The organism is Faecalibacterium sp. AM43-5AT (assembly GCF_003603345.1).
GTDB lineage: Bacteria > Bacillota > Clostridia > Oscillospirales > Ruminococcaceae > Faecalibacterium > Faecalibacterium taiwanense.
In genome coordinates, this window is record NZ_QVGZ01000005.1 from 151,754 (window position 1) to 173,162 (window position 21,409).

The following is a 21,409-nucleotide window of genomic DNA, read 5'->3' on the forward strand; positions in this document are numbered from 1 at the left end:
GGTACTCTGTGCAATGATTTTTTTAATTTTTCAAAAAATCATTGACAACGCTTTCTGTGCATGATAAAATCACATTTGATTTTGAGAGACAAAGCGTGTCAGCGTCTTTTCAAAGCAATTTACCATGGACCGCCCAGCGGGGCTAAGGCCATACGGACAGCCGGGTCCACTGCCGACCGGCGGCACAGCCGCCATTATTGATTGAGTGTAGCAGCTCAAATTTTATAAGTTGGTTCCTTTACAACCATGAAATTGCGCAGTCAGTGTGCAGACTTGTGAAACGGTCAATAAAGAGCAGTAAAAGCAGAATTGCTATATAGACTCTCATAATCCCGTCTTTTTGAATCATGCGAAGCGGCCTTTGTACTCTGGTGTTTCTTCCGGGAGCCTTTAGCGGCGCATTCAAATGCTTTTCAAAGCGCAAGTCTGCACTTTTTGTGTGGTACTTGCGCTTTTTTGTTTGCATCGGGATCAGGGACGGAGGAAAAACATGAGTGAGAACCGAACACGGTTCCGGCTGAACCAGAACCGTGCGCCCATCTATGAAGCGCTGGAACAGTTCCGCAAAATGCGGGTGGTGCCCTTTGATGTGCCCGGCCACAAGCGAGGCCGCGGCAACCCGGAGCTGACCGCCTTTCTGGGCCAGCAGTGCGTGGGCGTGGATGTGAACAGCATGAAGCCGCTGGATAATCTCTGCCACCCGGTATCGGTCATCCGGGAAGCAGAGGAGCTGGCCGCAGATGCCTTTGGCGCTGCCCACGCGTTCCTCATGGTGGGCGGCACCACCAGCAGTGTGCAGAGCATGGTGCTTACCGCCTGCAAGCGCGGCGATGAGATCATTCTGCCCCGCAATGTGCACCGCAGTGTGCTGAACGCACTGGTGCTGTGCGGCGCGGTGCCGGTGTATGTGAACCCTGAGGTGGACAAGCGCCTTGGCATCTCGCTGGGCATGAAGCGGGAACAGGTGGAAAAGGCCATTAAAGAGCATCCGAATGCTGTGGCTGTGCTGGTGAATAACCCCACCTACTACGGCATCTGCTCTGACCTGCGCGCCATCGTAAAAATGGCCCACGATGCCGGGATGCTCTGCCTTGCGGACGAAGCCCACGGCACCCACTTCTACTTTGGCGGCGGCCTGCCGGTGTCTGCCATGGCGGCAGGGGCTGATATGGCATCCGTCTCCATGCACAAGAGCGGCGGCAGTTTAACGCAGTCCAGCCTGCTGCTCATCGGCCCCAATGTGCACCCGGGCTATGTGCGGCAGATCATCAACCTGACCCAGACCACCTCCGGCAGCTACCTGCTCATGTCCAGTCTGGATATCTCCCGCCGCAACCTTGCGCAGCGCGGGCGGCAGGTATTCCACCAAGTGGCCGACATGGCCGAGTATGCCCGCGAGGAGATCAACGCCGTGGGCGGCTACTACGCCTTTGGCAAGGAGCTGTGCAACGGCGACTCCGTTTTTGACTTTGATACTACCAAGCTCAGCGTCCACACGCTGGATATCGGCCTTGCAGGCATTGAGGTGTACGACATCCTGCGCGATGAGTACGACATCCAGATCGAGTTCGGCGACATTGGCAACATTCTGGCCTACCTTTCCATCGGCGACCGCCCGCAGGAGGTGGAGCGTCTGGTCAGCGCGCTGGCCGAGATCAAGCGCCGCTACCGCACCGACGGCGCGGGCCTGCTGAGCCAGGAATACATCGACCCCGTTGTGGCCGCCAGCCCGCAGGAAGCGTTCTATGCGCCCAAAAAGAGCCTGCCGCTCCGGGAGACCGAGGGTATGGTGTGCAGCGAGTTCGTCATGTGCTACCCGCCGGGCATTCCCATTCTGGCCCCGGGCGAGCGCATCACCAAGGAAATTTTGAACTACATCGAGTACGCCAAGGCCAAGGGCTGCAGCATGACCGGCCCCGAGGACCCGGACATCGAGCGGCTGAACGTTCTGGCATAAGGAGGGAATGCAGATGGAATTTTGGTTTTCCGAGTTTCACACCCCGGACGTGAAGCACAGCATCCGTGTGAACAAACAGCTCTACTCCAAGCAGAGCGATTACCAGCGCATCGATATTTTTGAAACGCCGGAGTTTGGCCGGGTGCTCACATTGGACGGGAATGTGATGCTGACCGAGCGCGACGAATTCATCTATGACGAGATGATCGTGCATGTGCCCATGGCGGTGCACAAGCAGGCAAAAGACATCCTTGTCATCGGTGCCGGTGACGGCGGCGTGGTGCGGGAGCTGACCCGCTACGACCGGGTGGAGCGCATCGACCTTGTGGAGATGGACCCGCAGGTGGTGGAAGCCTGCCGCGCCTTCCTGCCCAGCAACGCCTGCCGCATGGATGACCGCCGGGTGCACATCTATTTTGAGAACGCCCTCAAGTATATCCGCCGCTGCGAGGAGGAGTACGACCTCATCATCGTGGACTCCTCCGATCCCTTCGGCCCATCCGAGGGTCTGTTCACCCGCGAGTTCTACGGCAGCTGCTTCAATGCCCTGAAAGCGGACGGCATCATGGTGAACCAGCAGGGCAGCCCCTTCTATGCCGAGGATGCCAGCGCCATGCAGCGCAGCCACAAGCGCATTGCGTCCACCTTCCCCATCAGCCGAGTGTATCAGGCACACATTCCCACCTTTGCGGCTGGGTACTGGCTGTTCGGCTTTGCCAGCAAAAAGTATCATCCCATCGATGATCTGGATGCAGACGCATGGAAGGCGCTGAACATGCGCACCCGCTATTACACTGCCCGGCTGCATGTCGGCGCATTTTACCTGCCGGCATTCCTTGAGGAAATGCTGCGGGAAGTGGAGGAACACTGATGCAACCCAACATTGAAAACTTCATCGGCTGTGACAGCAGCTACCGCGCCGCCAGCATCGTGCTGTACGGTGCGCCCTACGATTCCACCACCAGCTACCGCCCGGGCGCACGGTTCGGCCCGGCGGCCATCCGACACGAAAGCTATGGTCTGGAGACCTACAGCCCCTACCAGAATGCCGACCTGACCGATTTTGACATCTTCGACAGCGGCGACCTGGAGCTGTGCTTCGGCTCCAGCGAGAGCGCCCTTGCGGACATCGAAGCCCGCGCAGAGGAGATCCTGCAGGACGGCAAGTTCCCGTTGCTGCTGGGCGGTGAACATCTGGTGACGCTGGGTGCCGTGCGGGCTGCTGTGAAGAAATATCCGGATCTGCACATCGTGCACTTTGATGCCCACGCCGACCTGCGGGACGACTACCTTGGTGCAAAGCTGAGCCACGCCTGCGTGCTGCGCCGCTGCCATGAGCTGGTGGGCGACGGCCGCATCCATCAGTTCTGCATCCGCAGCGGCGACCGCGCCGAGTTCGAGTTTGCAGCCCAGCACACCGAGATGCACAAATTCGATTTTACCGGCCTTGCCGAGCTGACGGAACAGCTGTGCGAGAGCAAGGTGCCCGTCTACCTGACCATCGACCTCGACTGTCTGGACCCCTCCTGCTTCCCCGGCACCGGCACGCCCGAAGCCGGCGGCGTGAGCTTTTTGCAGCTTCTGGATGCCATCCGCACCGTGACGAAAGCTAACATCGTAGCCGCAGACCTCAACGAGCTGGCTCCCACGCTGGATACCACCGGCGTTTCCACCGCCACCGCCTGCAAGGTGCTGCGCGAAACGCTGATCGCGCTGGACAAGGGCTGGCCCGGCTTTCAGGTCTGACCGAATTTGCACACATTGACATAAAGGAGAAAAATCATGAGCAAAGTTCTGATCATCGGCTGCGGCGGCGTGGCCTCCGTTGCCATCCACAAGTGCTGTCAGGTACCCGAGGTGTTCACCGAGATCTGCATCGCCAGCCGTACCAAGTCCAAGTGCGACAAGCTGGCTGCAGAGCTGGCCCCCAAAACCGCTACCAAGATCACCACCGCACAGGTGGATGCCGACAAGGTGGACGAGGTGATCGCCCTCATCAAGGCTTATCAGCCCGACCTCGTGATGAACATTGCCCTGCCCTATCAGGACCTTACCATCATGGATGCCTGCCTTGCCTGCGGCGTAAACTACATGGACACCGCCAACTACGAGCCGGAGAACACCGACGACCCGGAGTGGCGTGCCATCTACGAGAAGCGCTGCAAGGAAGCAGGCTTCTCCGCCTACTTTGATTACAGCTGGCAGTGGGCCTACGCAAAGAAGTTTGAGGAAGCCGGCCTGACCGCCCTGCTGGGCAGCGGCTTCGACCCGGGCGTGACCCAGGCTTACTGCGCCTACGCCAAAAAGCACGAGTTCGACACCATTGACACCATTGATATTCTGGACTGCAACGGCGGCGACCACGGCTATGCCTTTGCCACCAACTTTAACCCGGAGATCAACCTGCGCGAGGTGTCCGCTCCCGGCAGCTACTGGGAGAACGGCCACTGGGTGGAGATCCCGGCCATGAGCATCAAGCGGGAGTACAACTTCGATCAGGTGGGCGACAAGGATATGTACCTGCTGCACCACGAGGAGATCGAGTCCCTTGCCAAGAACATCCCGGAGGCAAAGCGCATCCGCTTCTTCATGACCTTTGGCCAGAGCTATCTCGACCACATGCGCTGTCTGGAGGATGTGGGCATGCTGTCCACCACCCCGGTCAACTTCAACGGGCAGGAGATCGTGCCCATCCAGTTCCTCAAGGCTCTGCTGCCGGACCCCGCCAGCCTTGGCCCCCGCACCAAGGGCAAGACCAACATCGGCTGCATCTTCACCGGCAAGAAGGACGGCAAGGAAAAGACCTACTATATTTATAATGTGTGCGACCATCAGGAGTGCTACAAGGAGGTCGGCTCTCAGGCCATCAGCTATACCACCGGCGTACCGGCCATGTGCGGCGCACTGATGCTGCTCACCGGCAAGTGGACCACCAAGGGCGTGCACACTGTGGAAGAGTTTGATCCGGACCCGTATCTGGACGCTCTGGACAAGTACGGCCTGCCCCGTTCCGAGAGCCACAGCCCGGCGCTGGTGGACTGATGCGGCTGGCCGATACCCGCCCGCCCTTTGCGGGCCTTGCAAACCTTTCTTGGGAAGCGCTTGCCTCTCTGCCCACCCCCTGCTACCTGCTGGACGAAGGGCAGCTGCGCCGCAACGGCGAACTTCTGCTGGGGGTGCAGCAGCGCACCGGCTGCAAAATTCTGCTGGCTCAGAAGGCTTTTTCCAACTTTAATGTTTACCCGGTGCTGGCTCCTTATCTGGCGGGCACCGAGGCCAGCGGCCTGTACGAGAGCCGCCTTGGCAAAGAAGAGCTGCCGGAAAAAGAGAACCATGTATTCTGCGCGGCCTACCGGGCAGACGAGTTCGCGGAGCTGCTGCAGTACGCCGACCACATCGTGTTCAATTCGCCCAGCCAGCTGGCAAAGTTCGGCCCGGCAGCAAAGGCGGCGGGCAAGAGCGTGGGCCTGCGGCTGAACCCGGAGTGCTCCACGCAGGAAGGCCATGCAATTTACGACCCCTGCGCCCCGGGCAGCCGCCTTGGCACCACCCGCGCCCAGTGGGATGCCGCCGTGCAGGCAGACCCGGCCCTGCCCGAATTACTGGACGGACTGCACTTTCACACCCTGTGCGAGCAGGATGCCGATGCACTGGCCCTGACGCTGGCGGCGGTGGAAGCAAAGTTCGGGGATCTTCTGCCCCGGATGAAGTGGCTCAACTTTGGCGGCGGGCACCATATCACCCGCCCCGGCTACCGCCTTGCCACGCTGGAACAGTGCATTACCGAAACACAGAAAAAGTACGGCGTGCAGGTGTATCTGGAGCCGGGCGAAGCATGGGCGCTGAACGCTGGGTATCTTGTTACCACTGTGCTGGATACTTTGCAAAATGGCGAGACGAGCCTTGCCATTCTGGACATGTCTGCGGCCTGCCACACCCCGGATGTGATCGAGATGCCCTACCGCCCGCCGCTGCTGGATGCCGGAGACCCCGGCGAAAAGCCGTACCTCATCCGCCTTGGCGGCCCCACCTGCCTTGCCGGGGATGTGGTGGGCGACTACAGCTTTGCCTCCCCGCTCACCGAGGGGCAAAGGCTCATTTTCGGCGATATGGCCATCTACACCACCTGCAAGAACAACACCTTCAACGGGATGCCGCTGCCGCCCATCTGGGCAATGGACGAAAACGGCACCTGCCGGGAGCTGGTGAAGTTCGGCTACAGCGATTTCAAGATGCGGCTGGGACGTGCAGTGGATTAAAGTACGACCCTTACGGCAAATCTGTATTTAATCAAAAGACAGCCTGTATCAAAACCGCCCAAAATGCACGCTGTTCAAGTACAGTTTCTTTTTATCATCTGACGAAAATAAAAAAAATTCAAATTCAGCCTAGACAAGTTCCTTTTCATGTGCTAAAACAATGCTAAGAAACCCGCAACGATGCAGGATCTGAGGATCACTGCGCCGTTGCGGGTTTTTCTTGTTTTATCTGGGGAAGTGTTAAGAAATAATAGAGGAGGCAATTCTTATGAAAGCATTCATTTCTCGTCGTGATTTCCTGAAAGCGGCAGGCATCACCGCAGCAGCAGCTTTGGCAGGCTGCTCTTCTTCTGGCGGTTCCGCAAGCGGCTCTTCTGCAGGCGACAAGACCATTAAGATCGGCGTGTTTGAACCGGCTTCCGGTGATAACGGCGCAGGCGGCAAGCAGGAAGTGCTGGGTGTCGAGTATGCCAACAGCCTTGCTCCCACTGTGGAGATCGGCGGTGAGACCTATAACGTGGAGCTGGTGGAAGTGGATAACCAGTCCAGCACCGATAAGGCCGTGACTGCTGCACAGGAGCTGGTCTCCAAGAAAGTCTCCATCGTGCTGGGCAGCTACGGCTCCGGTGTTTCCATTGCAGCCGCTCCCACCTTCCAGTCCGCTTCCATCCCGGCCATTGGCTGCTCCTGCACCAACCCCGCCGTGACCGAGGCCAACCCCTACTACTTCCGTGTCTGCTTCCTTGACCCGTTCCAGGGCTCGGTCATGGCAAACTTTGCAAAGGATGAGTTCAGTGCTGCCAACGCCTACGTGCTGAGCATGCTGGGCGAGGACTACGGCTCCGGTCTGGCCACCTACTTCGTCAACGCTTTTGAGGATCTGGGCGGCACTGTTACCAGCGAGCAGTTCCCCGAGGGCACCTCGGACTTCTCCGCCTACATCCAGAACGCCATCAACGCCGGTGCAGATGTGATCTTTGCTCCCTGCGCTACCACCTACGCAGCCCAGATCATCACACAGGCTGCTTCTGCAGGCTTTGACAAACCCATTACCGCAGGCGACACATGGGAGTCCAGCGTTATTCTGGATGCCCAGAAGGGCACCAGCGTGCAGGTGTATTGCTCCACCTTCTTTGATGAGAACGATGATTCCGGCGCAGCCAAGGAGTTCGTGACCGGCTTTAAGGAGTGGCTGAACGCCGACAGCCAGAAGCTGACCAACAACGGCGGCAATGACATCGTGGCAGCTGTTTCTGCACTGGGCTACGACGGCTACATGGTGGCTCTGGAAGCCATCAAGGCAGCAGGCAGCACCGACGGCACCGCCATCCGCGATGCTCTGTACGGCGTAAACTATGACGGCGTGACCGGCAGCATCACCTTTGACCAGACCACCGGTGATGCCAACAAGGATATGGCTTACATCAAGAAAGCTGCCGACGGCGCATTTGAGTTCGTCAAGACTCAGAGCGTGGAAGGCTGAACAAAACTTTAAACTCCCTCAGTCAACGAGGGAGCCTTTTTGTAGCCTTCCGGCAGGTTTGGCCCCCTCTGGGAGGGGGCTGTCACCGGAGGTGACTGGAGGAGTTTATTTTATTAAAAGTTGTAAGAAATGGAGGGTCCCCCTTATGGCTGCAAAGTTTCTGCCCTATTTGCTGGCAGGTATCTCGGTGGGCGGCCAGTATGCATTGATCGCCATTGGCTACACAATGGTGTACGGCATCCTGCGCCTGATCAACTTTGCCCACGGCGATATCTTTACCGTAGCCGGTTTTCTGATGGTGTACGCTACTGCTTCCCTTCCGCTGACCATTTCCATCCCGCTGGTGGTGGTGGCAACGGTACTGCTGGGTATCACAGTGGAAAAGATCGCCTACAAGCCCCTGCGCACTGCGCCGCGCATGTCGGTAATGATCTCCGCGATCGGCATGTCCTACCTTTTGCAGAACTCGATGTGGTATGTCACCGGCGGTCTGGCCAAGCAGTACCCTGCTCTGCCGTGGATCAGCGACACCGTCACGGTGCTGGGCTGCCAGACCAAGCGGGTGACGGTGGTAACGCCGTTCCTCGTCATTGTGCTGGTGGCAGCGCTTGTTACCCTGATCCAGAAGACCAAGATCGGCATGGCCATGCGCGCCGCTTCCCGCGATTTTGAGACCGCCCAGCTCATGGGCATCAAGATCAACAATATCATCTCCTTTACCTTTGCGGTGGGCAGCTTCCTTGCGGCCATCGGTTCCATGATGTATTTTTCCAACTACACGGCAGTCACCCCCACTGTGGGTGCCATGCCCGGCCTGAAAGCCTTTGTGGCTGCGGTGTTCGGCGGCATCGGCTCCATTCCCGGTGCGGTGATCGGCGGCTTCATCATCGGCATCTGCGAGAGCCTTATTAAAGGTGCAGGCGCTACCACCTTCAGTGATGCGTTCACCTTTGCACTGCTGATCGTGGTGCTGGCCGTCAAGCCTACCGGCCTGTTCAGTGAAAACCTGACCGAGAAAGTGTGATGACCATGAAACAAGAGAAAAAATGCATCTATCTCCGGGCCGCACTGGCGCTGGCCGCTCTGCTGGTGGTGCTGCTGGCACTGGATAACCTGAGCTTTGTGCCCTCCATGCTGCTCACCGTGCTGCGCAAGGGTGCCATCTATGCACTGGTGGCTGTCTCCATGAACCTGCTGAACGGCTTTACCGGCCTGTTCAGTCTGGGTCAGGCAGGCTTTATGCTGCTGGGTGCCTACACCTACGCCATCCTCACCATTCCCGCCGCTTCGCAGAAGTCCATCTATCAGCGCTATGCAAACGGCGGCATCGGCTTCTCCATCCCGGAACTGCTCTCCAAACCTCTGGGCGGCTTCGGCCTGCTGCTGGGTGTTGTGTTCTGCCTGATCCTGGCCGGTTTTATCGCAGCGCTGTTCGCCTTCCTCATCGGCCTGCCGGTGCTGAAGCTCAAGAGCGACTATCTTGCCATTGCTACACTGGGCTTTGCCGAGATCATCCGTGCCGCCGTGGTTTACGAGGGCTTTGGCCCGCTGACCAACGGCTCCAACCTTCTGTACGGCTTTACCAGCTTTGCCAGCTTCAACCTTTCGCTGGGCGGCACGACCCTGCATCTGGAAACCGTGATGCCCTTCCTCTTCTCCGGCGTGTGCATCGCCATCATTCTGCTGCTCATCAACTCCACCTATGGCCGTGCCTTCAAAGCCATCCGTGATGACGAGATCGCTGCCGAAGCCATGGGCATCAACCTTGCCAGCCACAAGCGCATGAGCTTTATCATCAGCAGCTTCTTTGCCGGTATCTCCGGCGCAATGCTTGCCATGTATCAGGCCAGCGTGCAGGCCACCACCTTCAAATCCAGCATGACCTACGAGATCCTGCTGATCGTGGTCATTGGCGGCATTGGCTCGGTGTCCGGTTCCATCATCGCGTCCTTCCTGTTCATCGCCAGCTCCGAATGGCTGCTGCGCTTCCTCGACAACGAGACCTGGATCGGCGGCTTCCGTGTGCCGCTGCTGCGTTCCGGCTTCCGCATGGTGGTGTTCAGCATCATCATTATGGCGGTGGTGCTGTTCTTCCGCAAGGGCATCATGGGCGACCGTGAATTGTTCCAGAAAAAGCCCGCATCCACTGCAAAAGCTGCCAAAAAGGAGGCGCGTTCCAAATGAGTGAAAACGTATTGACCATTGAAAACGCCACGATGCAGTTTGGCGGCGTGGTGGCTGTGGACAATCTGAACCTGAAGGTGGATAAAGATCAGATCGTCTCCCTCATCGGCCCCAACGGTGCCGGCAAGACCACCGCGTTCAACGTTGTCACCGGCGTGTATGCGCCCACCAACGGCGCGGTGTGGTTCGAGGGACGCAAGATCATTGAGAACACGCCCCACGGCAAGATGAAAAAGCTCTATAAGGGCCAGAACGCGGGCAGGTATTCCCACATGATCGCCCCCACGCCCGATAAGATCACCCAGATGGGTATTGCCCGCACCTTCCAGAATATCCGTCTATGGAAGAGCCAGACCGTGTTTGAGAACGTGCTCATCGCCAAGCACTGCCGTCGCTCGGCCAACCTGCTGAGCGCCACCTTCCGGCTGAACGCAGACGAGGAAAAGCGCCAGCGCGAGGAGTGCGAAAACCTGCTGCATGTGCTGGGACTTGAGGATGTGCGCAATGAACTGGCTACCGGCCTGCCCTACGGCCTGCAGCGTCGGGTGGAGATCGCGCGCGCGCTTGCCACCGAGCCGAAGCTGCTGCTGCTGGATGAGCCTGCTGCCGGTATGAACCCGCAGGAGACCGAAGAACTGACCGCCTTTATTGACCGCATCCGCACCGATTTCAGACTGACCGTGTTCATGATCGAGCACCACATGGATCTGGTGATGGATATTTCCGACCGGGTCTATGTGCTGGACTTTGGCCGCTTGATCGCCGAGGGTACGCCCGCCGAGGTGCAGAACGACCCGCGGGTGATCGACGCTTATCTGGGGGTGGACGAAGATGCTTGAGATCAAGGGTTTACATGTTTCCTATGGCGGCATTCAGGCCTTGCGCGGTGTGTCGCTGAACGTGCCGGACAGCAAGATCGTTACCCTGATCGGTGCCAACGGCGCAGGCAAGTCCACCCTGATGCGCACCATTTCCGGCCTTGTAAAGGCACAGAGCGGCTCCATTTTGTGGAACGGGCAGGAACTGCTGGGCAAGCCCATCGACCAGATCGTTTCCAGCGGCATTGCCATGTCGCCGGAGGGCCGCCGGGTGTTTGCCGACCTGACTGTGCTGGAAAATCTGAAGATCGGCGCATACCTGCGCAAGGATAAGGCCGAAACCGAGAAAGACCTTGAATGGGTGTACAGTCTGTTCCCCCGTCTGAAGGAGCGCAGCTGGCAGAGCGCCGGCACCCTTTCCGGCGGCGAGCAGCAGATGCTGGCCGTGGGCCGCGCCCTGATGAGCAAGCCGAAGCTGCTCATGCTGGACGAGCCGAGCCTTGGCCTTGCGCCCATCGTGGTGCGGGAGATTTTTGATATCATCCGCACCGTGAACCAGCAGGGCATCACCGTGCTGCTGAATGAGCAGAACGCCAACATGGCCCTGAAGGTGGCCGATTATGCCTATGTGCTGGAGACCGGTACCCTGACCCTTTCCGGCACGGGTGCTGAATTGCTGACCAATGAACAGGTCAAGGCCGCATACCTCGGCAAAAAGCGCGTTGACCGCACCTGAAACTTTATAAGAACCGCTAACGGCAGAGAGGGGCTGCTGCAAAACAGCTCCATGAAAAAATAACGCATAAAACCCGGAACCTTTTCGGGGCCAAAATGGTTCAAAAAGGGTTCCGGGTTTCTGATTTTGCGCTATTTCTTTGTGCAAATTGTTCAGGCCAAAGACAGGCATCTTATAAACAGCGGAACAGGCTCATCATGCAAACAACGAAAAACAGGAAGTTCCCGCTGGGGAACTCCCTGTTGTACATATCGCTATCGTATATGGATTTTTCAGGGTGCGTTCTATTCGGGGGCGCACCCTGTTTTTTTACTATGCTTCATCGTTTTCCACACGAAGCATCCGGTATCCGACACCAACATGGGTCTGGATCAGATGCGGCGCATTCGGGCATCGTTCCAGTTTTTTGCGCAGGGCTGCCATATAAACACGCAAGGAGGCAATATCATTTTCCTGCGTGCTTCCCCATATTTGCTGTGTGATGGATGTATGCGTCAGCACTTTGCCCACATTATGCGCCAGCACACACAGCAGTTTGTACTCGATGGGGGTCAGATGCAATTCATTCTCACCCAGCCAGACGCACCCGGCCGAGAAGTCGATCTTCAAAGGACCATTGACAAAAACCGGACTGTTTATGCCGTCAGAAGCCAACAGATTCAATCGGCGCTGCGTTACACGCAGTCTTGCCAGCAGCTCGTCCACGGAAAACGGCTTTGTCAGATAATCGTCTGCGCCGTTGTCCAGTGCTTCGATCTTATCAGAATCTTCGCTCCGGGCACTCAGGACGATGATGGGCAGGTTCGACCACGTGCGGACGCTGCGGATGACCTCGATGCCGTCTATATCGGGCAGTCCAAGATCCAGCAGCATGATGTCCGGATTGTGGCTGGTGGCCATCATGATCGCCGTTTCCCCATTGGAAGCAGTCAGATATTTATAGCCGTGGGTCTTCAGAGTCGTTGTGATCAGACACCGTACCGGAACATCATCCTCTACGACCAGAATGGACGGCTTATTCATGAATGTTCACCTCACTTTGTGGCAATGCAAAGGAAAAGACACTGCCATTGGGAATGTTGTCACACAGGGTCAATGTTCCGCCGTGAGCCGTCAGGATCGCACGGCAGAGGGGCAAGCCCAAGCCAAGGCTGCGGTGGCTATCTGCAATACGGCTCTGCCCGGTATAAAACATCTCGAACACCTGTGCTTTTGCGCGATCCGGAATACCGGGGCCGTTATCTGCAACTTCCACTACGACCTGATGGTCTTTCCGGTAAGCCGAAATCCGAATGACCGAGCCCACAGGGGTATATTTGATGGCGTTATCCACCAGATTGACAACGACCTGCATGATCAGCCGTGCATCCACATTGACCAGGAGGATCTCGTCCCCACACTGTGTTGTGATGGTGTGTTCGCAGCTTTTCCGGTTGACATGATGCAGAGCTTCTTCGATCATTTCGTCCATCAGCTGCGGTGAGATCTGCAGATTCATCCGGCCATCCTCAATGCGGGTGATGGAAAGCAGATTTTCCACCAGACCGATCAGCCATTGTGCATCATCAAAAATATCGGTGCAGATCTTGTTCCGGGTCTCTGCATCCAGCGTTTCTCCGTTGGAAAGCAGATTGCTGGCATTGCCGGAAATGGAGGTCAGCGGGGTGCGCAGATCATGCGAGATCGTGCGCAGCAGGTTTGCCCGAAGCTGTTCATTCTGCGCCTGCATGGTAGCTCGTTCTTTTTCCAGCGCAATGCGACGGTTTTCCACTGCCAATGCGCATTCACCAAGGATCGACAGCAGGACGCTGTTTTCAAACGCATCCATGGAGCGTTCCGACAGGTCGATGCCGATAACACCAAACACACCGCTGCCTGTACGAATCGCAAGGTACAGTCCTTTTGCATCGGTACAGTAATCCGTTGATGCACCCGAACGCTTCTTATTTGCAAAGCACCACTCAGCGGCACTGCGTTCCGGCGCAGAATCAAAACTGAGTCGGCTGCTTTCTTCCACTGTGTTAAAAATTTGCCCCTGTCCAAGAGAACCATCCTGCTCTGGATACACGATCAGATTCCGGTTTAGCAGTTTGGTAAGCTGCGCTGCCGTCAGGGATAAAATTTCGTCTTCGTTGGTCGCTTTCTGCAAAAGCTGGCTGGTATCAAACAGCACCTTCGTCCGAAACGCCGCCTGTGCAGACATTTTTGCCTGATCTTTCAACCGGGTCGTCAGCGTACAGGTGACGATGGCAGAAGTCAGCATCAGCACAAAGGTGATTTGATACCCCGGATCATAGGCATGGAATGTCAGTCTTGGCTCCGTCAGGAAGAAGTTATAGAGCGCAACGCTGGCGATCGAACCCAAAACGCCGCAGGAATAGCCAGATGTTGTAAGAGCCGTGAGCAAAACACCCAACATGTAGAACATAATGATATTGTAGCGCGCAAAGTCCAGTTGCAGGAACAAAAAGCCGATCACCGTGATGCAGGCTAGAATCCCTGCCGTAATCAGCAGGTCACGGAACGATGGGACGATGGAACGGGCAAACAGCCTTCTGCCAGAGCCGTAATCCTGCTCCACTGCTGCATCCGGGATGATATAAATATCCAGATTGGGTGCAGTCAGCGTCAATTTTTCAGTCAGTGACGGTCCACTCCAGAAATGGCGGCGATGTACGCTGGAGCGCCCCAGTACGATTTTTGTAATGCCGGAGATGCGGGCAAACTCTGCGATCTGCTGCGGAATGTCATCTCCGTAGATCGTAGAGATGTCGGCACCCGCCTGCTCTGCCATACGAATGTGCTGCTGCAAACGCCGACGATCTTCTTGTCCCATCTGATCCGAATCCGGAGTCCGGACATACAGAGCTGTAAAGGTCCCACCGAATGCCTTTGCCATCGTTGCTGCCGTCCGCACGATCTTTGCATTGGAGGGAGAGGACGACAGACACGCCAGAATATGTTCAGTGGGTGGGTCGTTCTGATTCATAAAAATCACCTGCCTTGCCCACAGTATAGCACAATTTGATGATCACGACCACCAGCCACGTCTTTTTCCTTCCTGTCGAAGGATCTCCTTCCGTATGTGATCCAGCGCATCTGCTGCCCAAAAACCACTCAACATGACTCCAAGAACCATCAACAACAAAACGACATCCATATGATCCGTCCTATCCTTTTTAAAGCCGGAAACACTTCTGGATCGATGCGTATTTTCCCAAAACCAGCATACTTTCATCCCGGCACAGCTGCGTATCCGGCGTGATGTTCATATCAAGCTTTCCGTCTTTTTTCAGCGCAAGAATATTGATGTTATACTTTTTTCGGATATTGATCTCACCGATCGTGCGATCCGTCCATTCCGGCGGAATGGTCACTTCCATGATGGCGTGGTCGTCCTGCAGCTCGATATAATCCAGAATGTGTTCGGAGCTGTATCGGATCGCCGCCCACTTTGCCAGCTGCTTTTCCGGGTAGACCACTTCATCCGCACCGTTGCGCAGCAGGAACTTGGCTTGTACATCCCGCTCTGCACGCGAGACCACAAGCTTTGCGCCCAGCTCCTTGAGCAGCGATGTTGTTTCCAGTGAGCTTTGAAAATTGCCGCCGATGGTTACGATACACACATCAAAATTGCCAACACCAAGGGAGCGCAGAAAGTATTCGCTGGTGCTGTCACCGATCTGAGCATTCGTCACATAGGAAAGCACGGCGTTCACACGGTCTTCGTTGCTGTCGATCGCCATGACCTGATGACCCAGCTCATTCAGTTCCTGCGCAATATGGCGGCCAAAACGGCCAAGCCCAATCAAAAGAATCGATTTCATACTTGTCTCCTTTATCCGATTGCGATCTTCTCCTGCGGCAGACGAGAGTGGGCAGGGCTGCTGCCAAATGCCGCATAGATCAACGTCAATCCGCCAACACGTCCCAAAAACATCAGTGCGATCAGCACCCCCTGCGAAAGGATGCCCAATTGCGGCGTGATGCCCAATGTCAGACCCACCGTTGCCACAGCCGAAGCAGTCTCATACAGACAGACCGACATCGGCAGCTGCTCTGCTGCAGCAATGACAAAGGCTCCGAGAAAGAACAGCGTCAAATACATTCCTGCGATGGTGGCAGCATTCTTGACCGCGGAACCATCTATGCGCCGCCCGAAAAATTCGGCATCTTCTCTGCGGCGGAAGGTCGCCCACATATTGGCCAGCAGAACGGCAAATGTTGTGGTTTTCATGCCGCCTGCCGTAGAGCCGGGCGAACCGCCCAACAGCATCAGAACCACCATCAACGCCTGTGAAGTGCTGCCCATCGCAGCAAGATCGGCGGTGTTAAAACCGGCAGTACGGGGAGTAACGGATTGAAACATCGACAATAAAATGCGCTGCCGGGCAGAGCCTGCCGTGAACTCGAAGCAATAAAAGTACAGCGTCGGCAATACTAGAAGAAATGCCGTTGTGACAAGGATCACCTTGCTCTGCATCCGGTAACGGTGAAAATCAAGGCGATATGTACAAATGTCCTCCCATGTCAGAAAGCCAAGTCCGCCAAAGACGATCAGTGCCGCGATCACTGTGGTAAGCAATGGGTTACCTGCATACCGTGTCAGCGAAACAAATTTTGCACCCTCTGTTCCCAGCAGGTCAAAGCCGGCATTGCAGAACGCCGAAATGGAATGAAACAACGCATACCAGATCCCGCGCAAACCATAATCGGCGCAAAATGTCGGCAGCAGCAGTGCAGCACCGGCCAATTCAAACAGGGCGGTGATCCGCAGAATAAAGCCTGTCAGCCGCACGATGCCGCCCATCTGCGGGGCAGCCGTAGCTTCCTGCATCGTGCTGCGCTGCTTGAGGGAGATCTTTCGCCCGGAAAGCAGCGCAAAGGCAGCGCCCACCGTAATGACACCCAATCCTCCGATCTGGATTAGAAGAAGGATCACGCTCTGCCCGAATGCCGACCAGTAGCTGCCAGTATCCTGTACCACAAGGCCGGTCACACAAAGGGCGGAGGTGGAGGTAAACAGTGCCTCATGGAACGGTGTAACGCACCGCTGCTGTGCAGCGATTGGGAGCATCAGAAGCAATGCGCCCACCAGATCGACTGCCGCAAAACCTGCAATAATGACCTGAAAAGAAGAAAAACGGTGCCGCTTGTAACGAGGATATTGAATCATAAAAGCTCCTTTACCTATCCGTGTGCATAAAGATTAGCATGGAATAGATAAAAGAGCCGTAAAGAAAATTGTAGAAATATAAAGATTCCATTAAAATTGATCGATCAACACCAAATAATAAATGCTGGACATCACCAGCTCAAAAAAGCGGTAATGTCCAGCATTCATTCAGATTTCTAGCCCGTGGCTCCCGGCCGCATTCTTCAAGTATTCCTCCGGGTCGCCATTCAGAATCAAATCCGCGTAGCCCAGCGGGTCATTGTAGATGAGATAGTCCAGTTCAGACCGCTGTGCGCCGCCGCCCTGTTCAAGTCCTCTTATCCGCGGTTACTACTAAAGGGAAACGGTCATGTAAAACAAAAAAGACAGCTATCAAAAGCTGTCTTTTTTGTGGTGCAGGAATGCAATCCAAATCCGAACCATTTCCCTTTGAAGCAGCTTCTGCCGCTTCCTCAAATGTGATGGTCTGTGTACCTTCTTTATAGTTAAATAAAGGTGATGAGAACCTTATCATCATACAGGTAAATCGCATTGATGAACGTATCCACCAATGCCTGCCGCTGGTCTTTCAGGCTCATGTCCAACTTGCGGAAGCGCATCAGCCATCGCAATCCAACTTTTTAAGCGTTTGCAACATCGTTGGATTGCATATCGCAAAATATGCCGGTTAGAACAGTATTCCAAACCTGCCCTTGCGATTGAAGCGGATAAATTCCTCTTTGATTTTGGGTTTTGCCAGCTTTTCTTCCGCAATGCGAGCTTCAAGCTCACGCTTGGTTTCTTCGAGCTGCTCTAGCCGCTCCTTGGTGGAGCTGGTGAGGATTCCAGCTTGAATCGCATTGAGCATATTCTGGATACCCGATTCCGCATCCCGGAGCTGCTTTTCATAAAGAGGAAGATTGGTATTCTCCCGGTCTTGCAGTTCCATGACCTTGGCGATGATGGATTCCATGGCGGCATCGTCCCGCACAAGCTGCATGGTCTGGTTGACCACCAAATCTTCCAGCCACTGTTTGCGGATGGTTTTCTTCTTGCAACCCTTCTTCTTTTTGGCGGTGGCACATTTATAATAGCGATAGACTTCTCCCGTCCGACTCGTGCCGCTTTCACCAAACATCAGAGCACCGCAGCAACCACAGTGCAGCTTGGTAGTGAGCAGATAGCTTTCCTCTGCCTTATGACGGGCAGGGGCCTTCTTATTTTTTGCCAGCTTTTCCTGCACCTTGTTGAACAAATCCTCTGACACGAGAGCCGGGATCGCATTGGGCTGTACCACATCCCGCGAGCGCAATTCGCCGATATACCGGCGATTACTCAGCATCCGCTGAATCGTATTGTAGGACATCTCCCCGCCCATCGAATTCTTAATGTTGTGCGCCTTTAAAGCCGTTCTTCTCCGCATAGGCAGTGCATTCACGAATCTGGCCTTCGATGGATTCTTCTCGCTGGTTGTCAGTGGAATAACGAGCGTAGATCACGGCAGTCATGGCAGACACCTCTCTTTTACATCAATGAACGGTGGAGCGTTCATTCAAAATTTTGCTTCGTATAATGATATACCATATTTTGCGGAATAATGTAATAGAAAAATCCCCTGTTCTGAAAAAAGGCCCACCTGTCTGCTATGCTCGTCGTTGCAGCAGACAGATGGGCCTTTCTCATTTACAGATTCTCGCTGAAGAGTTTTTCCATCGCGGTTGCTCTGGCTTCTCTATTACCTCCTCCAGCCAATTATATCCTGAACTAAACCAAGGAATCAATAACCAAAGGCCAGTGCTCCGCCATCGACAGCAAAATCCTGTCCGGTGATGTAGGATGCACCGTCGCCCACCAGGAACTCGGCCATCTTGCCCAGATCGCGGGTGTCGCCGTATGCGTGCAGCGGCATCCGGTTCAGGATCTTCTGCTCGCGGGCGGCATCCACCACCTGCTCGTTCATCTTGCTGCGGAACCAGCCCGGAGCAATGCTGTTGACGGTGATGTTGTCCTGTGCCCACTCCACAGCCAGTGCGCGGGTCATGGCCAGCACAGCGCCCTTGCTGGTGCAGTAGGGCACCACTTCGCTGAAGCCCAGATGGGCGCTCATGCTGGTAATGTTGATGATGCGGCCCTTGTCGGCACTCTTTTTCAAATAGGGATAGCAGACAACGCTCATCTCGAACAGGTACTTGACGTTCACGTTCATGATGTTGTCAAACTGCTCCATGGGGAAGTCCTCGGCGCGGCACTTGAAGCTGACACCGGCGTTGTTGACCAGAAAATCAAGGCAGCCGCCGTGCTTTGCGGCAAGGTCTGCGACCATGACCTTCATGGCCTCTACGTCGCCCACATCGCCTTTCAGGTGTACGACACCGGGGGCGCTTTCACCCACGCCCTCTTTGGGCTTTCCGGTACGACTGATGACATAGACCGTTGCGCCGGCCTCGGCCAGCACATTCGCGATCTGGAACCCGATGCCGCTGCTGCCGCCGGTGACGATACCGGCTTTTCCTTTCAGATCTGCCATAGTGCTCTCCTCCTATCAGATCTCGACATTGAAGTCAAAGAACTCGTTGACATTGTTGAAGCAGACATTCTCAATGGTCTTTTTCAGCTCTTCCTCGCCGGAGAAGTACTCTCCGCGCTCCACCAGGCTGCCCAGATAGCTGCACAGCACACGGCGGTACAGCTCGTGGCGGGGGTAGGAGATGAAGCTTCGGCTGTCGGTGAGCATACCCACGGACAGCGACACGGGGTAGAGGTTGGCGCAGGCCTCGAACTGGCGCTGGATGCCGAAAGCCTGATCGTTGAACCACCAGGGTGCGCCCAGCTGGACTTTGGCCTTGGTGCCGTTATCGCAGAAGCCTGCAGCCAGAATGGCCCAGGTCTCGATCTTGGTGCCGTCCAGCGGGTAGAGGATGGTCTTGGGCAGCTCGCCGATGGTGGTCAGGTTGTTCAGCAGTTCGCCCACGCCCTTGACCGGAGCGGCATCGTCGCAGCAGTCAAACCCGGTGGACTGACCCACGCTCTTCACATGGCTGGTGTTGGCATCCAGATAGGTGCCGATGTGCAGCTGCATGACGTAGTGATTGCGGTTGTAGATGCGGGCCATCTCAAACAGGAAGGCGCTCTGGTACTGGTCGATCTCGTGCCGGGTCAGCTTGCCGCCGCTGCGGGCCTTGGCAAAGATACCCTCCACCTCGGCAGGGGTGTAATCGGCCCAGTTGAAGTAGGGGATGCCGTCGTCGCTGACCGTGGTGCCGGTGACCTGCTGGAAATACTGCAGGCGCTTTTCCAGCGCACCGAGCATGTCGGCAAAGCTGCCGATGGGCTGCTGGGCGGCTGCAGACAGCTTGTCCAGATAGGCTGCGAAATCTGCATTGGTGCAGAACATGGCCTTGTCCGGGCGGAACGCCGTGATCACACGGGTGAACATCTTTTCTTCGTTCAGCGCCTTGTGATAGCGCAGATCGTCGATGGGATCCTCCGTGGTGGACACCAGACGCACATTGCTGTGCTCCATGCACCAGCGGCGGGTCATGTGCTTTTCGGTGATGAGCTTCTTGGTACGGTCGTAGATCTCCTGCGCATTAGCAGCGGTCAGTGGCTCGTCGATGTCAAAATAGCGCTTCAGCTCCAGTGCGCACCAGATGTAGATGGGGTTGCCCACCAGCTGGGGCAGGATCTGGGCAAACTTCATGTACTTTTCGTAGTAGCTGGCATCGCCGGTGATATACTTTTCGTCGATGCCGAAGGTGCGCATGCAGCGCCACTTGTAGTGGTCGCCCCGCAGCCACATCTCGCCCAGATCCTCAAACTCCTTGTTCTCCGCGATCTCGGAGGGCTGCAGATGGCAGTGATAGTCGATGATGGGCATATGCTCTGCATACTTATGATAGAGCATCTTACCCGCCTCATTTGTGAGGAAAAGTTCTTCGCTGAAACGGTTATTCATACCAGATATCCTCCAAAAATGCCCACCCGTCTGTTCCGGATGGGTGGGCGTGTTTTCATCAGAAGCCGATCAGGGCACCGCCATCCACGGGGATGCAGGTGCCGCTGATGTAGCGGGCTGCGTCACTGCACAGGAACGCTGCACACATGCCGACATCCATAGGGTCGCCCACGCTCTTGGCGGGGATGCGGCCCATGATCTTGGCCAGACGCGGCGGGTCGTTGTCGGTAGCTTTGTGGAACATGGGGGTGTCGATCCAGCCCGGAGCAATGGCGTTGACGGTGATGCCGTACTCGGCCAGTTCAGCGGTCAGGGTGTGGATCAGGCCCAGATAGCCGGCCTTTGCGGTGGAGTAGCCTGCCACCTGGGGCTGGCCGATATAGCTGGTCATGCTGGCCTGGAAGATGATGCGGCCATGACCCTGCTCCTTCATCTGGGGAACAAAAGCCTTGGTCAGTGCGAATGCACCCACCAGATGCACATCCAGAACGCGCTTGTAGTCGTCCACGGTCATATCCCAGATAAACTTCTTGCAATGGTTGCCTGCGTTGTTCACAAGGATGCTCACGGGGCCCTGCTCGGCGGTGATCTTATCGGCCAGTTCCTGAGCGTGGTCGGTATCGGTGATATTGAACTGATAGTACACAGCCTTGCCGCCAAACTCTGCCAGAGTATCGGCCACCAGCTCAGGAGCGCGGGAAGCCACAACGGCCACCTTTGCGCCTGCGGAAACAAGGCACCGGGTAATGGCAAGGCCCAGACCCGTTGCACCGCCGGTGACAACAGCCACCTGGCCGGACAGGTCGTACCAGTTCTTGATGCTGAACTCCTTCATCTGTTCTTCGGTAAATGCTGCCATGGA

Annotated in this window: 17 protein-coding genes and 2 pseudogenes; 10 read left to right on the forward strand and 9 right to left on the reverse strand. The window is 56.1% G+C overall.

Features of this window, described 5'->3' with window-relative positions; translation table 11 throughout:
- The first annotated feature begins 490 nt into the window (after positions 1-490).
- The 10 genes from DW937_RS08485 to DW937_RS08530 all read left to right on the forward strand — a co-directional run bounded on the left by DW937_RS08485 (position 491) and on the right by DW937_RS08530 (position 11,437).
- A complete protein-coding gene (locus DW937_RS08485; protein ID WP_120120648.1) occupies positions 491-1,957 on the forward strand; it encodes an aminotransferase class I/II-fold pyridoxal phosphate-dependent enzyme in 1,467 nt (488 codons plus the stop codon).
- Positions 1,958-1,970: 13 nt separating this feature from the next.
- A complete protein-coding gene (gene speE, locus DW937_RS08490; protein ID WP_044953854.1) occupies positions 1,971-2,828 on the forward strand; it encodes a polyamine aminopropyltransferase in 858 nt (285 codons plus the stop codon).
- Positions 2,828-3,703, forward strand: coding sequence for an agmatinase (speB, locus tag DW937_RS08495; protein ID WP_005943304.1), 876 nt, complete (start codon positions 2,828-2,830; stop codon positions 3,701-3,703). Before speE ends, speB begins: the two co-directional genes overlap by 1 nt.
- A 36-nt stretch (positions 3,704-3,739) precedes the next feature.
- Positions 3,740-4,999 carry a saccharopine dehydrogenase family protein gene (locus DW937_RS08500; protein ID WP_005943308.1) on the forward strand — a complete coding sequence of 420 codons (1,260 nt, stop codon included), beginning with the start codon at positions 3,740-3,742 and terminating at the stop codon, positions 4,997-4,999.
- A complete protein-coding gene (locus DW937_RS08505) occupies positions 4,999-6,216 on the forward strand; it encodes a carboxynorspermidine decarboxylase (RefSeq protein WP_120120649.1) in 1,218 nt (405 codons plus the stop codon). The genes DW937_RS08500 and DW937_RS08505 overlap by 1 nt, the downstream gene beginning before the upstream one ends.
- 268 nt (positions 6,217-6,484) lie before the next feature.
- Positions 6,485-7,699 (forward strand): ABC transporter substrate-binding protein, encoded by a 1,215-nt coding sequence (locus DW937_RS08510; RefSeq protein ID WP_120120650.1) that lies wholly within the window; start codon positions 6,485-6,487, stop codon positions 7,697-7,699.
- A gap of 145 nt (positions 7,700-7,844) precedes the next feature.
- On the forward strand, positions 7,845-8,723 hold the full coding sequence (locus tag DW937_RS08515) for a branched-chain amino acid ABC transporter permease (protein WP_120020460.1): 879 nt from the start codon (positions 7,845-7,847) through the stop codon (positions 8,721-8,723).
- Positions 8,724-8,728: 5 nt separating this feature from the next.
- Positions 8,729-9,883: a branched-chain amino acid ABC transporter permease gene (locus tag DW937_RS08520; protein ID WP_243111448.1), complete on the forward strand. Its 1,155-nt coding sequence runs from the start codon at positions 8,729-8,731 to the stop codon at positions 9,881-9,883.
- A complete protein-coding gene (locus DW937_RS08525) occupies positions 9,880-10,722 on the forward strand; it encodes an ABC transporter ATP-binding protein (RefSeq protein WP_120120652.1) in 843 nt (280 codons plus the stop codon). The genes DW937_RS08520 and DW937_RS08525 overlap by 4 nt, the downstream gene beginning before the upstream one ends.
- Entirely contained in the window at positions 10,715-11,437 is a 723-nt protein-coding gene (locus tag DW937_RS08530) for an ABC transporter ATP-binding protein (protein WP_120120653.1), read from the forward strand. The genes DW937_RS08525 and DW937_RS08530 overlap by 8 nt, the downstream gene beginning before the upstream one ends.
- A 312-nt stretch (positions 11,438-11,749) precedes the next feature.
- Here the strand turns inward: DW937_RS08530 and DW937_RS08535 are convergent, their stop codons facing one another.
- The 9 genes and pseudogenes from DW937_RS08535 to DW937_RS08575 all read right to left on the reverse strand — a co-directional run bounded on the left by DW937_RS08535 (position 11,750) and on the right by DW937_RS08575 (position 21,406).
- A complete protein-coding gene (locus DW937_RS08535) occupies positions 11,750-12,460 on the reverse strand; it encodes a response regulator transcription factor (protein ID WP_118526881.1) in 711 nt (236 codons plus the stop codon).
- A complete protein-coding gene (locus DW937_RS08540; RefSeq protein WP_120120654.1) occupies positions 12,453-14,426 on the reverse strand; it encodes a DUF4118 domain-containing protein in 1,974 nt (657 codons plus the stop codon). The genes DW937_RS08535 and DW937_RS08540 overlap by 8 nt, the downstream gene beginning before the upstream one ends.
- A 190-nt stretch (positions 14,427-14,616) precedes the next feature.
- The gene (locus DW937_RS08545) at positions 14,617-15,264 is read right to left on the reverse strand and encodes a TrkA family potassium uptake protein (RefSeq protein ID WP_097776324.1); all 648 of its coding nucleotides are present in this window, start codon (positions 15,262-15,264) and stop codon (positions 14,617-14,619) included.
- Between the two features lie 11 nt (positions 15,265-15,275).
- Positions 15,276-16,613 (reverse strand): potassium transporter TrkG, encoded by a 1,338-nt coding sequence (locus DW937_RS08550; RefSeq protein WP_005943337.1) that lies wholly within the window; start codon positions 16,611-16,613, stop codon positions 15,276-15,278.
- A 168-nt stretch (positions 16,614-16,781) separates the two neighbouring features.
- Positions 16,782-16,907, reverse strand: a pseudogene (locus DW937_RS15200) (DUF6061 family protein); the annotation flags it as partial.
- 13 nt (positions 16,908-16,920) lie between these two features.
- Positions 16,921-18,100: pseudogene (locus tag DW937_RS15045) on the reverse strand (recombinase family protein).
- Between the two features lie 269 nt (positions 18,101-18,369).
- On the reverse strand, positions 18,370-19,119 hold the full coding sequence (locus DW937_RS08565) for an SDR family oxidoreductase (protein WP_120120655.1): 750 nt from the start codon (positions 19,117-19,119) through the stop codon (positions 18,370-18,372).
- Positions 19,120-19,134: 15 nt separating this feature from the next.
- On the reverse strand, positions 19,135-20,547 hold the full coding sequence (uxaC, locus tag DW937_RS08570; RefSeq protein WP_120120656.1) for a glucuronate isomerase: 1,413 nt from the start codon (positions 20,545-20,547) through the stop codon (positions 19,135-19,137).
- A 58-nt stretch (positions 20,548-20,605) separates the two neighbouring features.
- Positions 20,606-21,406, reverse strand: coding sequence for an SDR family NAD(P)-dependent oxidoreductase (locus DW937_RS08575; protein ID WP_207666639.1), 801 nt, complete (start codon positions 21,404-21,406; stop codon positions 20,606-20,608).
- Positions 21,407-21,409 lie beyond the last annotated feature (3 nt).

Excerpts from the sequence above, each read along its gene's own strand:
- speE (WP_044953854.1), top strand. The coding sequence starts at position 1,971 with ATGGAATTTTGGTTTTCCGAGTTTCACACCCCGGACGTGAAGCACAGC.
- speB (WP_005943304.1), top strand. The coding sequence starts at position 2,828 with ATGCAACCCAACATTGAAAACTTCATCGGCTGTGACAGCAGCTACCGC.
- DW937_RS08510 (WP_120120650.1), top strand. The coding sequence starts at position 6,485 with ATGAAAGCATTCATTTCTCGTCGTGATTTCCTGAAAGCGGCAGGCATC.
- DW937_RS08545 (WP_097776324.1), bottom strand. The coding sequence starts at position 15,264 with ATGAAATCGATTCTTTTGATTGGGCTTGGCCGTTTTGGCCGCCATATT.
- DW937_RS08505 (WP_120120649.1), top strand. The coding sequence starts at position 4,999 with ATGCGGCTGGCCGATACCCGCCCGCCCTTTGCGGGCCTTGCAAACCTT.
- DW937_RS08520 (WP_243111448.1), top strand. The coding sequence starts at position 8,729 with ATGAAACAAGAGAAAAAATGCATCTATCTCCGGGCCGCACTGGCGCTG.
- DW937_RS08525 (WP_120120652.1), top strand. The coding sequence starts at position 9,880 with ATGAGTGAAAACGTATTGACCATTGAAAACGCCACGATGCAGTTTGGC.
- DW937_RS08575 (WP_207666639.1), bottom strand. The coding sequence starts at position 21,406 with ATGGCAGCATTTACCGAAGAACAGATGAAGGAGTTCAGCATCAAGAAC.
- DW937_RS08500 (WP_005943308.1), top strand. The coding sequence starts at position 3,740 with ATGAGCAAAGTTCTGATCATCGGCTGCGGCGGCGTGGCCTCCGTTGCC.
- DW937_RS08550 (WP_005943337.1), bottom strand. The coding sequence starts at position 16,613 with ATGATTCAATATCCTCGTTACAAGCGGCACCGTTTTTCTTCTTTTCAG.
- DW937_RS08535 (WP_118526881.1), bottom strand. The coding sequence starts at position 12,460 with ATGAATAAGCCGTCCATTCTGGTCGTAGAGGATGATGTTCCGGTACGG.
- DW937_RS08530 (WP_120120653.1), top strand. The coding sequence starts at position 10,715 with ATGCTTGAGATCAAGGGTTTACATGTTTCCTATGGCGGCATTCAGGCC.
- uxaC (WP_120120656.1), bottom strand. The coding sequence starts at position 20,547 with ATGAATAACCGTTTCAGCGAAGAACTTTTCCTCACAAATGAGGCGGGT.
- DW937_RS08565 (WP_120120655.1), bottom strand. The coding sequence starts at position 19,119 with ATGGCAGATCTGAAAGGAAAAGCCGGTATCGTCACCGGCGGCAGCAGC.
- DW937_RS08540 (WP_120120654.1), bottom strand. The coding sequence starts at position 14,426 with ATGAATCAGAACGACCCACCCACTGAACATATTCTGGCGTGTCTGTCG.
- DW937_RS08485 (WP_120120648.1), top strand. The coding sequence starts at position 491 with ATGAGTGAGAACCGAACACGGTTCCGGCTGAACCAGAACCGTGCGCCC.
- DW937_RS08515 (WP_120020460.1), top strand. The coding sequence starts at position 7,845 with ATGGCTGCAAAGTTTCTGCCCTATTTGCTGGCAGGTATCTCGGTGGGC.